General features: G+C 47.7%; 13 protein-coding genes. All 13 read right to left on the reverse strand.

The window, feature by feature from the left end; translation table 11 throughout:
* Positions 1 to 45: 45 nt before the first annotated feature.
* Positions 46 to 2,652 (reverse strand): ExeM/NucH family extracellular endonuclease, encoded by a 2,607-nt coding sequence (locus QMG91_RS16795; RefSeq protein WP_281827759.1) that lies wholly within the window; start codon positions 2,650 to 2,652, stop codon positions 46 to 48.
* Between the two features lie 412 nt (positions 2,653 to 3,064).
* On the reverse strand, positions 3,065 to 4,081 hold the full coding sequence (gene trpS / locus QMG91_RS16800) for a tryptophan--tRNA ligase (protein WP_022593062.1): 1,017 nt from the start codon (positions 4,079 to 4,081) through the stop codon (positions 3,065 to 3,067).
* Between the two features lie 118 nt (positions 4,082 to 4,199).
* The gene (locus QMG91_RS16805) at positions 4,200 to 4,892 is read right to left on the reverse strand and encodes a phosphoglycolate phosphatase (RefSeq protein WP_022593063.1); all 693 of its coding nucleotides are present in this window, start codon (positions 4,890 to 4,892) and stop codon (positions 4,200 to 4,202) included.
* A gap of 69 nt (positions 4,893 to 4,961) precedes the next feature.
* Complete coding sequence (rpe, locus tag QMG91_RS16810) at positions 4,962 to 5,636, reverse strand: ribulose-phosphate 3-epimerase (RefSeq protein WP_281827761.1); 675 nt, start codon at positions 5,634 to 5,636, stop codon at positions 4,962 to 4,964.
* A gap of 75 nt (positions 5,637 to 5,711) precedes the next feature.
* Positions 5,712 to 6,545: a Dam family site-specific DNA-(adenine-N6)-methyltransferase gene (locus QMG91_RS16815; RefSeq protein ID WP_004405319.1), complete on the reverse strand. Its 834-nt coding sequence runs from the start codon at positions 6,543 to 6,545 to the stop codon at positions 5,712 to 5,714.
* A gap of 69 nt (positions 6,546 to 6,614) precedes the next feature.
* On the reverse strand, positions 6,615 to 8,138 hold the full coding sequence (locus QMG91_RS16820; RefSeq protein WP_281827763.1) for an AAA family ATPase: 1,524 nt from the start codon (positions 8,136 to 8,138) through the stop codon (positions 6,615 to 6,617).
* A gap of 30 nt (positions 8,139 to 8,168) precedes the next feature.
* Positions 8,169 to 9,257: a 3-dehydroquinate synthase gene (gene aroB, locus QMG91_RS16825; RefSeq protein ID WP_281827765.1), complete on the reverse strand. Its 1,089-nt coding sequence runs from the start codon at positions 9,255 to 9,257 to the stop codon at positions 8,169 to 8,171.
* Between the two features lie 22 nt (positions 9,258 to 9,279).
* Positions 9,280 to 9,798: a shikimate kinase AroK gene (gene aroK, locus QMG91_RS16830; RefSeq protein WP_004405322.1), complete on the reverse strand. Its 519-nt coding sequence runs from the start codon at positions 9,796 to 9,798 to the stop codon at positions 9,280 to 9,282.
* Between the two features lie 189 nt (positions 9,799 to 9,987).
* Entirely contained in the window at positions 9,988 to 11,736 is a 1,749-nt protein-coding gene (locus QMG91_RS16835) for a type IV pilus secretin PilQ (RefSeq protein ID WP_281827768.1), read from the reverse strand.
* A gap of 36 nt (positions 11,737 to 11,772) precedes the next feature.
* On the reverse strand, positions 11,773 to 12,285 hold the full coding sequence (locus tag QMG91_RS16840; protein WP_022603536.1) for a pilus assembly protein PilP: 513 nt from the start codon (positions 12,283 to 12,285) through the stop codon (positions 11,773 to 11,775).
* Complete coding sequence (locus tag QMG91_RS16845; RefSeq protein ID WP_004405328.1) at positions 12,278 to 12,865, reverse strand: type IV pilus inner membrane component PilO; 588 nt, start codon at positions 12,863 to 12,865, stop codon at positions 12,278 to 12,280. Before QMG91_RS16845 ends, QMG91_RS16840 begins: the two co-directional genes overlap by 8 nt.
* Positions 12,862 to 13,422, reverse strand: a complete 561-nt coding sequence (locus QMG91_RS16850) for a PilN domain-containing protein (protein ID WP_004405329.1) — start codon at positions 13,420 to 13,422, stop codon at positions 12,862 to 12,864. The genes QMG91_RS16845 and QMG91_RS16850 overlap by 4 nt, the downstream gene beginning before the upstream one ends.
* Positions 13,415 to 14,431 carry a type IV pilus assembly protein PilM gene (gene pilM / locus QMG91_RS16855; protein ID WP_004405331.1) on the reverse strand — a complete coding sequence of 339 codons (1,017 nt, stop codon included), beginning with the start codon at positions 14,429 to 14,431 and terminating at the stop codon, positions 13,415 to 13,417. Before pilM ends, QMG91_RS16850 begins: the two co-directional genes overlap by 8 nt.
* Positions 14,432 to 14,461: the final 30 nt, after the last annotated feature.

Here is a 14,461-nt window from a genome sequence, read left to right on the forward strand (position 1 = left end):
AAAAAAAGCCAGCATTCGCTGGCTTTTACATAAGAGGAACTCGGATTATTTACGACGACGCCATAATCCCAGACCAAACAGTGCCATCAAACCAGCAAAGCCGACAGAAGCGCCTCGCATGTTCAGATCCAAGACAGCTGGGTCATGATCTGAAGAGCGGAAGTGATCCTCATACTTAGGAAAATCACCTTTGAACTCATTGTTGTAATCAAACAATGTGGATTCACCGCCATTGATGTGCCAGTCGGTCGCATCAACTACTTTCCTCTTCAGGCTCTTACTGATCAGCAGATGATCTAGTGCGCCCACTTCGTCATTAAACGAGTAGCTCCAGCTGTTCGGATGCTTCATCTCTACTGCATTGATGTAACCATAGTTCTGGTTGATCACCGCACCAGCATCACCAAACTGCTCGCTGTCACCGATGAAGGTATTACGCGCGGCTTTGATCTCTTTGCCGTATTTCTCTTGCGAGTAATCCGTCAGCACCAATAGCGGATCTTCTTTACCGTAAGCGTTCAGATCGCCCAAGATCACTTTGTGTCCTTTGATCTCTTTCATCGCATCGCCAAGCGCGACCGCTGCCGCCACACGGAATGCTTCACAAGAACCTTGTTTGTCGACATCCACACCTCCCTGACCGCCTTGGTCTACCGGCGCAGCGTCTTCCCAGCATTTCGAACCTTTCGATTTGAAGTGGTTTACGGCAATGGTGATTTTCTCTTTCGTGCCTTTCACTTTAAAGGTCGGCGCGAAGCTGTCACGCTGGAAGTTTTTACCGTCTTCAATCACCTTGCCGTCATCATCCAGCACAGGTGGTGCATCCTGACGAGGCATAGGGATAACGCGAGTTTTCTTCAGTTTCACTTTCGCGCTGCGGTAAATCACACCGGTAGTGATGGCATCCGTACCTACGTAATCCATCTCGTCAATCGTGCCGTCGTCGTTAGTATCCAGAGAAACAAACTGGTACTGCTTGTGTTTCTTGTCGATGTTTTTATTCAACTCTTCAACAAGCTGACGAATCGCCGCACCCTGACCGAAGCCATTGTTTTCGATTTCCATCAAGCCGATGATATCCGCATCCAAACGCAGGATAGCGTCAACAATCTTGGCTTGCTGAACCTCAAACTCACCTGGTTTGTTGGCACCACGGTTTTGACCTCGTGGGTTTTGGTCACCACCTTGTGGGGAGTTGAAGTAGTTCAGTACATTGAACGTAGCAATGCGCAAATCACCGCCGCGTTTCAGCTTAGGTTTTTCCGTGCGTGGATCGTTGTGTACAAAGTTGTCATCGTTCAGTGTGTTGGTCGCGATAAGGCGATAATCACCGAAGCTGTAAGAGACCACCCCTTCCAGACCGACTACGGTATCATCAATACGGATGTAGTCTTCGGTAGAGCCATCCTGATCAACGTCTGTACGACCAAAATCTGGGTAATAAGGGATTACGCCATTTGGCGCTTTGGCATCTGACTCGACGAATAAGCGGCGATGAGCATTCTCTTCCGCCTGTGCTTTCGCTCCGTCAGAGCCTGCCGCGTTGTTCTGGTTTGGCTGCATATTTGGACGACCCTGCGCCAGTACCATGTTGTTGCGACGCGCGGCGTAATCAAAGCCAAAGGTGCGGGTGACGCGCATATCCAGCTCTTGCGAAGTTTTCACCAACATGCCTTCGTAACGCTCTAACGTTTCATCGAAGTTTGCGTCGGATTCGGCAATTTGCATCGCTACTGCTTCAGGCGCTGTCGTTTCACTTTGCTTAACGTAGTTGCCGTCTTCCACTTTCAGTTGGGTCAGATTGTAGAACTCTTGGACTTTACCGCGTGCACATACCACATCACCTGGTTGCAGGTTGATGCTGGTTTCGCCAGTGTAAACAAACAGACCTTCAGATGTATTCGGGTTGCTGTCGTCGGTTTCTGCCTGCAGGTAGAAGCCTTTGGTTAGCCCAGTCGTTACCGCACTGACAACACCACGGACAAAATACTCGTCGTCGGTGATGTATGGGTAACCATTAATGAATGGCGATGTCGCCCCTTCACCCTGAATTTCCTGAATTGAAGTAAAGCTTGGAGCGTGCCCGTCTACCGTACAGTTAAAGGCGACCGGAGGTGTACCTCCATCCAACTCGCCCAAGCCATCAATATTGTCTTTACCCAATACCGTCCACTGGCTTGCAACGTAAGTTGACGAAGGGGTTAAGCTGTCCGAATTTCGCACCAGGGTTTTGTCTTTGGCGAAGTCAACGTCCCCCATCACACCGATGATGTCATGAACGGAGTTGTCAGAATTCAGCAAGGCTACTGGGTCATCGCCATTGAAATTGACCACAGAACCGTTGCTCTCGTCGGTTACGGCTTGAATCGCCGCGTTAGCACTAGGGTGAGAGATTACCAGAACGTCATTGGCTGCGATGGTTTTCCCATCGAGCGACAGTGTCTGAGTCCACGAACCTCCACCATTTGTTGATTTAGCAAGTTGAAAGCCATTCAGGCTGACTTCCACATTACTCGTATTTGCAATCTCGATAGCTTTGTTAAAGCTACCACCTTCAACGTATTGGGAGAGCACGACATCTGCAAATGCGGGCGCAGAGAGAGCACCACTAATAGCAAGCGCAAGGAATGTCCTTGTTGTTTTGGTTTCCATTGTCCACCTCTTGTCACTAAGGATGTGTCGACCGCTTTCATCCGTAGCAGTTCTTTGTCACAAAATTGGAATGTTGCTGGCTCCAGCAACGTGCGAAGTGTTTACCTTTTATGTAACTGACAAAAGCGTTTACCCATTCAATCGAGACACCTATCGCATTGTTAGAGTAAATACTTGAATCAACCCCTAAATTTCAACAGAAACGGTAACTAGCCCATATGACAATTACAGGAATGATTGATGAAGTTTATGTGTGGACTTGAAAAAGAGTCAGAATAGAGAAACTGGAAGGGAAGAGTAGAGAACAAAGAGAATTGAAAGAACAGAAAATCGAGAGAGCAGACAACAAAAAGCCCTCGGAAATTTCCGAGGGCTTAGGGTAACCAGAGTATGGTTTAAAGGTCAGTTAACCCTATGGACGCGCTACAAAACCCACGGCTTTGTACACTTGCTTTAGTGTTTCTGCAGCACGGGCAGACGCTTTTTCAGCCCCTTGCTTCATTACGCTGTCCATGTAAGCGCGATCTTCACGAATGCGCTTGTATTCAGCTTGGATCGGTTCCAGCATCGCAACCAACGCTTCGCCCACATCTTTCTTGAACGGACCGTACATTTCAACGCCCTGATATTTCGCTTCAATCTCTTCGAAACTCATACCTGTTGCTGCAGAGTACAGCCCCATCAGGTTAGAAATACCCGCTTTGTTTTCAATGTCGTGCGCAATACGCGGCGGGGTTTCTGTGTCAGTTTGTGCTTTGTTGACCTTCTTCAGAATCGACTTCGGATCTTCTAGCAGAGTGATCACGTTCTTGCGGTTGTCGTCAGACTTAGACATCTTCTTCGTTGCATCCTGCAGGCTCATAACTCGTGCATTAACCTTAGGGATGTACGGCTCAGGAACAGTAAAGATTGGCTGCTCCGGGCTGTAGATGTTATTAAAACGAGTCGCGATGTCGCGCGCCAGCTCAAGGTGCTGCTTCTGGTCATTTCCTACTGGCACCTGATGTGCACCGTAAAGAAGAATGTCTGCTGCCATTAACACCGGGTAGCCAAACAAGCCCGCGTTAACATCGTTCGCATAGCGTTGGGACTTGTCCTTGAACTGAGTCATACGGCTCAGCTCGCCCATTTGAGTGTAACAGTTAAGAAGCCAACCCAGTTGAGCATGCTCAGGTACGTGTGACTGAACGAATAGCGTGCTCTTTTTCGGATCAACACCAACAGCCAGACAGATAGCCAGTGCGTCGAGTGTCGCTTCATGCAATGCTTTCGGGTCCTGACGAACCGTGATCGCATGAAGGTCTACTACGCAGTACTGACAATCGTACTCGTCTTGCATTTGTTGCCATTGACGTAGAGCACCCAAGTAGTTACCGATACTTAGTTCACCTGACGGTTGAACACCACTCAATACGATGGGTTTGCTCATGAGGATGGTTTCCTTGCTAAATTCAAATGGATATAAAAAGACGCATACCCTATCAGGGCATGCGTCTAAGCAGTGTACTCATTGATGAGTAATTTACTAGTGCAAACGCAGTATTTCGTTACGAATACTCGGTGACTGGCACAATATTCAAAATTTCGGCAATGTTGTCTGCAACAAAATCCGGATTCGCGTTCGAAATTGGCTCGCCATGATTGTAACCATAGGTTAGAGCAAACGAATGACATCCGGCGTTTTGCGCCGCAAGAATGTCATTTTTTGAGTCGCCCACCATCAGCATTTCCTCTGCCTTTACGCCATGCTTCTCAAGCAACCAGTTCAGCGCCACTGGGTTAGGTTTTTTCTCTGGGAAAGCATCGCCGCCTAACACGTCTGAGAACAACTCTGTCATCTGGTGTTGCTCCAACACTTCGGGCACGAATTTGGAAGGCTTATTAGTCACCAAAGCCAGTGTGTAGCCAGACTGCTTTAGTGCCACTAACGTTTCTCGAACATTATCGTAAAGGTGGCTGAGTTTATGACCGCCCTGCTCGTAGAAATCATCAAATTTGGCGCGTGCCTCCTGAATGGTTTCAGGAGCCAGGTTCGAATCGATTTTAATGTTCTGGGATAACGCGCGTGAGATAAGTACATCAGCGCCATTACCCACCCAGTCTCTGACTTGTTCTTCGGTCACTGAAGCGAAGCCCATCGCCTGTACCGCCTGATCAGCGGCGACTGCCAAATCCGGCACACTGTCTAGCAGCGTTCCATCTAAATCAAAGGCAATCAGCTTGATTCCATTTAAAGACATATTTTTCTCTATTCCTAAAAAAGTGATGCAGTGCCTGAGCACTGCATTCAATCTACGTAATCTGACCGCTTAACGGTTCACTTTGGCGAGCTCACCGCGCATTTCTTCAATCACAGCTTGGTAATCCGGCTTATCAAAGATGGCACTTCCCGCAACAAACATATCCGCACCGGCTTCTGCGATTTCTCGGATATTTTCGACTTTCACGCCGCCGTCAACTTCAAGGCGAATATCGCGACCAGAAGCATCAATGCGCTTGCGTACTTCGCGTAGCTTATCCAGAGTATTAGGAATGAAAGACTGACCACCAAAACCTGGGTTCACTGACATCAAAAGAATCAAGTCGACCTTGTCCATGATGTAATCCAGATGATGAAGAGGGGTGGCAGGGTTAAACACCACGCCTGCTTTACAGCCGTGCTCTTTGATCAACTGTAGAGAGCGATCAATGTGATTGGTTGCTTCGACATGGAAAGTAATCATCGATGCGCCCGCTTTCGCGAAATCTGGAACGAGTCGGTCGACTGGTGTACACATTAAATGTACGTCGATAGGCGCTGTAATGCCGTAATCGCGTAGCGCTTTACAAATAGGAGCACCGAAAGTCAGGTTTGGCACATAATGGTTATCCATTACGTCAAAATGGACCACATCCGCGCCTGCCGCGAGTACTTTTTCTACGTCCTCACCCAGACGAGCAAAGTCCGCAGAAAGAATGGAAGGAGCGATTAGAAAGTCTGACATACCTGACCTCAATATAAGAATTTCGAGTAATAATTGCTCGCAATTCTACCCAACAAGGCGTCGAGATCCCAGAATTTATTGGTTAGAAAGGTCTGTTGGCTCAAACAGTGCCAGAAGTTCGTCGACTTTGTTGCGACCCGCACCATTTCGGCTGATGGTTCGTTTCACTTTCACGACATTAAGCTTTGCCCCTTTGTATAAGCGGCGTGTCAATGGCGTGTCGTGATTAGAGATAAGGACAGGAATGTTTCTTTGTTTTGCAGTTTTTTCCGCAATTTCCCCCAGTTCCCCCTGATCATCCAGACTGAACCCGTTACCAGCATAGGAGGTGAAATTTGCCGTCGTCGACAGTGGCGCATAAGGCGGATCGCAGTACACCACGCTGCCCTTGCGTGCACGGCTAAATGTTTCAGCATAACCTTCACAAACGAACGTGGCTTTCTTTGCTTTTTCTGCAAAGAAAATCATTTCGTCTTCTGGGAAATACGGCTTTTTGTAAGAACCAAAAGGAACGTTGAAACCGCCTTTTTTGTTATATCGGCACAAGCCATTAAAGCCAAAGCGGTTCATATACAAAAAGGCAACAGATCGAAACAGCACATCATCTGTGTCATTGAATTGAGCGCGGATATCCAGATACACCTCTTTGCGATTGTGCTCAGGTGTAAAAAGGCGCTTCGCTTCTTCGATGTACTTTTCTGGGTGCTCTTTCAGCAGGTTGTACAGATTGATCAGGTCGGGGTTGATGTCGGCCAGCAGGTATTGTTCGTAGTCGGTGTTCAGAAACACTGATCCAGCCCCAACAAAAGGCTCAACCAGTTTTCGCGCAGGTGGCAGATGGCGCTGGATGTCTTCCACCAAGCCATATTTGCCACCAGCCCACTTTAGAAAGGCGCGTTGTTTCTTCATCGACCGTTCAATTCCAACTACTCAAAATAAGGCTGCGGAATGTAACATATTTTACGACAAACCTCAGCGTTATTTGCCACGTTCAATCTCTCGTTGAACCTGAACCATCGATTTTGCCCATGGACCCAGTGCCTGAATATCCAGAGACAATTCCGACACGGCATCCCTTGCCTGTTGAATGGTAGGAAAATCTTTATAAGTCACGATAAACCATTCCACACCATTGCGAATGGTTGGGTAAATTCGGACCTGCTCCTGAATCTGGTGCAAATCTATGAATCCCTGTACTTCTTCTTTGGAAGTCAGTGCAGCCAACTGAAGGGTGTAGTTCCGGCTAGAAACCGCTGCCAGTTCTTCACGGGCATAAGAGAAAGTCACCGCTTTCGGCGCTTCTTCGGCAGGCACGTCATCCTCTGCCAGCTGAACCTGTACCTGAGCCTGAGTTTCTTCCCGAGTAATGGCATCTTCTCTGGCATCATCAATCGCGGAATCAATCACGGTGATAGTCTGCGGTGGTCTTTCTTCCTGAAGCAACGCGTCGACAACATCCGAAGGTACGACAACACGTTTTCCTCCGTCGCTTTGCCCAACTTCAGCCGTTAAATCCGTAACCTGGGGTGGCAATGAAGCAAAATCATCTGTGCTTTCATCGTCAGCGGACGCTTCACCATTCCCTGAGGTGACGTCATCCAGTTTTGTGCCAGGAGCCAACTCGCTACCCGCATCGGCAACCGTCCCTGTCTGACTATCTGAGCTTTCGTTTCCAGCTTGTTCGGTGGCAGCTAAGTCGCGGTCATCAAGTAAATTGGGTTGGCTAAGATACCACCAGTATCCCCCGCCAATCAGAAGAAGCAGTAGCAAAATCACAATAGCTATACGAATCGGCGACTCTATGACCGAACGAATGATGATCCTTCTTTCCACTTTCTTATTCCCCAATTCCATTAGCTGCCCCGGAAATTTTTGCGTTTTAGCGACGGCTTTTCTGATCTTTTTCTTGGCGTCTTCTCCAACGGTATAACGCACCACCAGCGCTTCAGTAAAAGCGATGGCTTCGTCAGCAGAAAGCGGTTCGATCTCTAAATCTATCGGCTTAGTTTCCTGACCATAACTGATGCGAGTCAGTATGTGTTCCAGGCTGTCCCCTTTAGAAAACAGCACCACATTGACCGACCATTTGGGGTGATTTTGCGCCTCAATGACCAGCATCCACAATTCTGCTAGCAAATCTTCACTAAGAAGTTCGGCATCATCAACCACAAACACGACATCACAGGCTTCGTCGCCAACCAGGCGTGAAAAGCTATCGATAATGGCGTCGTGTTCGTTAAACAGAGGGTCGGACACAATCTGATTGAGCATCATCGCACGTTGCTGCTCATCGGTTTGTGTGGGGAAACAAAGAAGAAGAGACTGATTTTTTTCGGATGCCCAAGCTTCTAAATATCGCTGAGCAAGCCAGGTTTTGCCTGAACCACTGGCTCCGTTGATGTTAATCAGGTTGGAGCCAAAACGAGTCAGGAGCTGCAATCGATCCAGCAGCTCAGTTTGTGTTTCTAATTCCAGTACTCGCAGTTCATGAGCAAGACTCATTGACGTCACCTTAGGTAATTGGCAGACGTATTACTCACTCACACGACATGCGTCGATCGCCTGCTCAATAACATGATTTGGAACATCTGAGACAACTTTTGACGTCCCGATACCCGTTGGCAGCACCAATCGGAGCTTGCCAGAAAGTACTTTTTTATCACGCATCATGTGTTTGATAAAGTCTTCAAAACTCATACTGTTAGGCGTGTGCACTGGCAAACGGGATTTCTTAAGTATAGAAAGGATTCGCTCAAACTGTTGCTCATCAATCATTCCCTGTAACAGCGCGGTCTTTGCAGCCATTACGGTTCCTGAAGAAACAGCTTCACCATGCAACCAGTTCCCGTACCCAAGTTCTGCCTCGATGGCATGCCCAAATGTGTGACCTAAATTAAGCAACGCGCGAATACCAGACTCTTTTTCGTCCTGTTCAACAACGTCCGCTTTAATCTGGCAACAACGAGCAATGGCGTAAGTGAGCGCTTCTTCTTCCAGCGAATACAAACGCTCCAGGTTTTCTTCTAACCAGGCAAAAAATTCGCCATCGTAGATGATGCCGTATTTGATCACCTCGGCAATACCCGCAGCAAACTCACGCTCTGGAAGCGACTTCAAACAGTTGGTATCGATCACCACCGATTGAGGCTGGTAAAACGCGCCAACCATGTTCTTACCTAAGGCATGGTTCACGCCCGTTTTACCACCAACGGAAGAATCAACCTGAGAAAGCAAAGTCGTTGGAACCTGAATAAACTCAACACCACGTTGGTAACTGGCAGCAGCAAAGCCAACCACATCACCAATCACACCACCACCCAGCGCAACAATCGTCACATCGCGACCATAATTTCCTTCAAGCAGGAAGGTCATGATGGTATTGAAGGTATCGAGGTTCTTGTACTGTTCCCCATCCGGCAACTCTAACAACTTGGTTTCATGACCCAGTGATTCAAGCTTGCTTGTAATGGTTTCAGCATAAAGAGGAGCCACTGTTACATTACTGATAACAACGACTTTCTTTGAAGAGATGTTAGAAAAGTACGCCGAGTCATCAAATAACCCGGCGCCAATAGAAATTGGGTAGCTACGCTCACCAAGATCAACCGTAATCCGTTCCATGGTTTGCTCTCCGAAATTGAACTTAACGTTCTTCTAGCATTTTTACGATTTGGTTGGCTACTACTTTTGCACTTTGATCGTCGGTACGTACCACGTAATCAGCCACTTCTTCGTACAGACCGTTACGCTCGCCAGCCAAAGCTTCAAGTACGTCGCGAGGATTGTCAGTTTGCAGCAGAGGACGCTTTTTATCGCGGTTAGTGCGTGCAAGCTGTTTTTCAATAGTGGTTTCCAGATAAACCACCACACCGCGAGCCGACAGACGGTTGCGGTTTTCTTTACTTTTGACTGAGCCGCCACCTGTCGCCAGAACAATACCTTGTTGCTCTGTCAGATCATTGATGACCGCTTCTTCACGTTGGCGGAAGCCATCTTCACCTTCCACATCAAACACCCAAGCAATATCGGCGCCCGTGCGCTCTTCGATAACCGTGTCAGAATCAACAAACTCCATATGAAGTTGTTGAGCCAGGTGTCTACCAATTGTACTTTTGCCGGCGCCCATTGGGCCAACAAGAAAAATATTACGTTTTTCAGCCATGTTCAGCAGTTATTTACAACATTAATTCAATGACATCGCCTTGAAGTAAGCCGGATTGGCCACTGTATGAAAGCCTTCAAGGCACCTTTTCCTCACAGATAAATTCGTGATCAGACCCAAAATTATCTCAATTATGATGCCTCGAATGCAACCTTATTTTTTGTCGATGATTGAGAATTTACCCAAACCCTACTGTAGAACGACCTTTGGCGTAATGAAAATAAGGAGTTCGCTTTTTCCTAAATTTTCGTAGCTTCGACGGAAAAGTGCACCTAACAGAGGTAAATCACCCAAAAGTGGCACTTTATCGACCGTATTTGTCACACTTTGTTGATAAATACCCCCAAGAACCACCGTTTCTCCATTGTCTACCAACACCTGAGTACCAATTCTTTGAGTTTCAATGGCCAGGGCTTCACCATTGCCTGTTTTTACGACTTTGCCCGGTCTGTCCTGAGTAACACTCAAATCCAGCACCAGTTTGTTGTCTGGGGTAATCTGTGGCGTCACCTTTAAGCTCAGTACAGCCTTACGGAATGCGACCGTAGTTGCACCACTGGATGAAGCTTCAAGGTAAGGAATTTCAGTACCTTGCTCGATGTAGGCTGGCTTCTTGTTGGTGGTAATCAGTCTCGGGCTGGAGATGATTTCCGCTTTGTTTTCCGTTTGCAGAGCAGACAGTTCCAAATCCAACAGGGTGTCAGAGCCAAGTTTTGCCACTTGGAACGCGATACTGGCTGCATTGGCATTTGTCGCTCCCAGATTGACGGCAAGGAAGTCATCAATACTGGTGCTGCCTCCGCCGCCACCTTCACCGCCGTCTTCGCCTCCAGAATCACCACCTGAGCCACCAGCCTGATAAAGACCGACCGTCGCGAGGTTATTTTCAATGGTCGCGCCCACAGAGTTTGGTCCACTTGTTGAACTGAAGCCCCAGCGGACACCTAACTCTTCAAGTTCACCTTCCGTGACAGTCACAATACGAGCTTCTATCTGAACCTGTTTAACAGGAATATCGAGAGATTCCACAATATCTTCAATAACGCTGATGTTTTCCGGCAAGTCGCGTACCAGAAGGGAATTGGTACGTTCATCAATGGAAATACTTCCGCGCTCAGAAAGCATGGAAATTTCACCGTCGCCGCCGATCATTTCCGCAATGTCAGACGCTTTGGCAAACTTTACTTCAACGATTTTGGATTCCAGCGTACCGAGCTCTTGCGCCAAGCGTTCTTGTTCAAGATCTTGCTGCTCTCTTTGATCAAACTCTTCTTTTGGGGCAACCAGAATTACGTTACCTTCAACACGCTTATCCAACCCTTTTACTTTCAGGATGATGTCTAGCACTTGCTGCCACGGTACATCATCTACCTTCAGCGTTAAGTTGCCTGTGACTGAGTCAGAAACTACCAGATTGAACCCGTTATAGTCAGCGATAAGCTGTAATACGCTTCGAACAGGGATGTCCTGGAAGTTAATAGAAATAAGCTTGCCTTCTTTTTCTAGAATGCTCGCCTGCTCTGGTTCGTCTTTGGGTTTCGCAGAGACGGTGATTTCCAGAAAACGATCCCGTAGGCGGTAGTCGTAGTTATAAGCCGCGTTTGTGCTGGCAAATAAACGTGTGTTAGAGCCCTCACGGAACACTTCCACATTTTCTACGCTGGTTGCAAAATCGGATACGTCGACCACGAAAAGCTTTTCGTCCACCACGCTGGTTTCATGCAGGGAGATGTTTAAGCCATCGGGCATCGGCTGAATGTCTACCGCTGCCGCATTCGATGCTAACTCCACGACCAGCAGAGCATGTTTTTCTTTACTGAGCCTAAAATCGATACCAACAAATTCGTTGGACTGGGCATGAACCCCGGTTGTCGAAAACAACCCGATAAAGATAAGCAGAGCACAACGATATATATGCGCCCGACAAAACTCCGCCATAGTTACTTCTTCCCTTCTAATCTTAATTCCTAAAATCTATTTCAACGCGAGCTTAACGTTACGCTGCTGCCAGCACCCCAACCCATCAGGCAAGGTTTCCTGAATGGTGAGATGCTTAGGTGTTATCTTGATGATCTTGCCGTTGTTCAGCCCGAGGTAGTGTCCTTTTTTCACTTTGACGACCTGACCGGTAGGCACCTGAATGATGCCCGAAACAGAGTTCCCACTTCCCATTACGCCTTTCAACTGAAGCTGAGTGAGAGCAAAGCGTTCCAGCTTGCCGTTTTTGCGTCGTGAAGAGGGCTGCCAGCAATCTTTAACCAGTGAAGGCTGAGTTTGAACGACCGCAATCTTAGGCAACGCAAACGGTGCTCGTGTCGCCAACGGATTGAACTCACTGGCCTTAAAAGTTTGTTCTGCCTGCAGCTTTGATACTTGTGTCGAGGCACTTTGCTGCGTTTTTAAGATGAAATCCTGCAGCGGCTCCTGATTGGCGCGACATCCGGATAAAGCCACCACTACTATGATTCCCAATAGTGCTTTATTCATCGGTCACCTCCGGTTTGAACTGATAGGTGTACGCCCTTACCCTGAAGTGAAGGGTGCTGCTTTCCTGACTGACCCGCTGCCAGTCAACATCGTCGAAGTTTATGATCCGCGGTAGGTTGGCAATGGCCGCTGAGAACTTACCAATGTTTTCGTAAGTTCCGGTGAGTTCAATATTCAGAGGCAGACGATAAAGAAACTCCTGATTCTGCTTCTTACCCCAATCGATGCGGGTAAAAGTCAAACCATGCTGAATACCCAGCTCGTTTACAGAAGCCAGCATGCTTGCCAACTCTTTCTGTTCAGGAAGCTGTTTTAACAGATAGTCATAACGGCTATTGAGTTCATCCAGCTGCTCCTGCAATTTTGGCAGTGCCGCTACCTTATTGGTTTTGATAATCAGAGTGCTTTTGAGTGTCTGCTCTTTCTGCTTAAGCTGCTCAAGATCGGCTTTCATGGGAGAGAGATAAAACCAACTGCCCACCCCTTGAAGAATCAGAAACAACAGCGCCAGCACTAAAATCTGTGCAACAAGCGGCCATTCCGGTAAATCTTCGAAATCAAGTTCTTGCCAATCGATCATGATTTTTCTTCCTTGATAGGCGCAAAAATGAAGGATACTTTGAAGGTTTTGAATACTTTGCCAAACAGCTTCTTACCCGAAACAATGGAGTGCATTTCCACATCTGCCAGCTTGGCGGATCGCTCCATACTGTCGAGCATTGTGGTGATATTGGCAGTACTGTCACTGATGCCATTCACTTCAACTTCAAAATCGTTCATTTCAATTTTGTCGACGTAAACGCCTGGTGGAATGGTATCTGGCAGGTGGGACATAAAATCCGTGGTTTTGTTGCGCTTGATTTGAAGCGCCTCGACCGAGCGAAGTCGGGTAAGAATAGACTCGTGCTGATCGCGAACTTCACTCAAACCGCGTAGTTGCTGGTCTAAGTAGGAGATGTGACGAGTAAGCTCAGCATTGCGTTCTTCCTGAACACTCATTTGCTGTGAGAAATAAACACCAACACCCCACTGCACTCCGACTGCGGCGAGTATCGCGGCAGCCAGATAAGAAAAAAACTGGCGGCGGTATCTAGCGCGCATTTCATCACGCCAGGGCAGTAAGTTAACGCTATGCATGGTGATTTCCTTTCAGCCATTCTACTCCACTGATTGCCAGCCCCATGGCCACACCATACGCGGCAGAATCAGACAATTGCTTTATCGACTTCTTAGTGCCGTTTTCCACTAAACCAAACGGGTTCAGCTGTGCCACTTCAAGGGAAAGCTCGCTGCTCAGCATGTCCGCAATACCAACCAGATTGGCACCGCCGCCACTAAGCCAGATTCCGTCTACGTTTTGCTGAGGATTAACGGAGTTATAAAGGCTAATGTGGCGCTGAAGCTTTTCGCCTAGCTCTCGGACAAACCCTTGCGTAAGAGAGTCGCTGCTTAACGAGATGGATTCAGAAACTTCTTGTGACTGAGCCACGTTCTGGGTACCAAAAGGCACTTCTTTATAAAAAGGGGTTCTTCCCGCGGCAACCGTGCATAAAGACGTTTGATTCAATCCGATATCCACCAGCATCCATTGTCGGCGTTCCGGATGAACCTGGCTGGCAAGACGCCAGACTTTTAGCAGGCTGTTGGCGTGTACATCAACCGTCAACGGTTTTAACCCAGCCTTAGTTAATGCCGCAACTCGCGAATCAACCACTTCTTTGCGAGTGGCATAAACCTGAAAGGTAGATGTGGTGCTGCGCGTGGTGACTTTTTGATCCACTTCGAAGAAGTCTAAACTCAGCTCTTCCAGTGGAATGGGAGACTGCTGACCAAAAGCCTGATGAACGGCAAACTCTTGTTCTCTGCCATCCATATCCTGCTCAATTTGCAGAACTTTGCTGATAACAGCCTTGTCTGGTACGGAAACTGCGACTTGTTGACTAAAAAGAGGCAAGCCCTTTTTAAGTTCTTTGAGTTTCTTTACAATCTTCTGATAATCGAGCGTATGGTTTTCAGAGAAAATATCTTCGGGTACAGTAAGCTCATTATAACCAACAAGTTGCATTAGCTCGCCAATGGGTTTCATGGCGACAGCTTTGATACTGTGATGACCGAAATCGATGCCAACTACTAAAGATCTACCCATGGCGATTTGGCTCCTCAAAGAGTGTTACAC

The sequence above is a fragment of the Vibrio nigripulchritudo genome, from assembly GCF_027924785.1.
Taxonomy (GTDB): Bacteria; Pseudomonadota; Gammaproteobacteria; order Enterobacterales; family Vibrionaceae; genus Vibrio; species Vibrio nigripulchritudo.

Excerpts from the sequence above, each read along its gene's own strand:
- QMG91_RS16795 (WP_281827759.1), bottom strand. The coding sequence starts at position 2,652 with ATGGAAACCAAAACAACAAGGACATTCCTTGCGCTTGCTATTAGTGGT.
- trpS (WP_022593062.1), bottom strand. The coding sequence starts at position 4,081 with ATGAGCAAACCCATCGTATTGAGTGGTGTTCAACCGTCAGGTGAACTA.
- QMG91_RS16805 (WP_022593063.1), bottom strand. The coding sequence starts at position 4,892 with ATGTCTTTAAATGGAATCAAGCTGATTGCCTTTGATTTAGATGGAACG.
- rpe (WP_281827761.1), bottom strand. The coding sequence starts at position 5,636 with ATGTCAGACTTTCTAATCGCTCCTTCCATTCTTTCTGCGGACTTTGCT.
- QMG91_RS16815 (WP_004405319.1), bottom strand. The coding sequence starts at position 6,545 with ATGAAGAAACAACGCGCCTTTCTAAAGTGGGCTGGTGGCAAATATGGC.
- QMG91_RS16820 (WP_281827763.1), bottom strand. The coding sequence starts at position 8,138 with ATGAGTCTTGCTCATGAACTGCGAGTACTGGAATTAGAAACACAAACT.
- aroB (WP_281827765.1), bottom strand. The coding sequence starts at position 9,257 with ATGGAACGGATTACGGTTGATCTTGGTGAGCGTAGCTACCCAATTTCT.
- aroK (WP_004405322.1), bottom strand. The coding sequence starts at position 9,798 with ATGGCTGAAAAACGTAATATTTTTCTTGTTGGCCCAATGGGCGCCGGC.
- QMG91_RS16835 (WP_281827768.1), bottom strand. The coding sequence starts at position 11,736 with ATGGCGGAGTTTTGTCGGGCGCATATATATCGTTGTGCTCTGCTTATC.
- QMG91_RS16840 (WP_022603536.1), bottom strand. The coding sequence starts at position 12,285 with ATGAATAAAGCACTATTGGGAATCATAGTAGTGGTGGCTTTATCCGGA.
- QMG91_RS16845 (WP_004405328.1), bottom strand. The coding sequence starts at position 12,865 with ATGATCGATTGGCAAGAACTTGATTTCGAAGATTTACCGGAATGGCCG.
- QMG91_RS16850 (WP_004405329.1), bottom strand. The coding sequence starts at position 13,422 with ATGCATAGCGTTAACTTACTGCCCTGGCGTGATGAAATGCGCGCTAGA.
- pilM (WP_004405331.1), bottom strand. The coding sequence starts at position 14,431 with ATGGGTAGATCTTTAGTAGTTGGCATCGATTTCGGTCATCACAGTATC.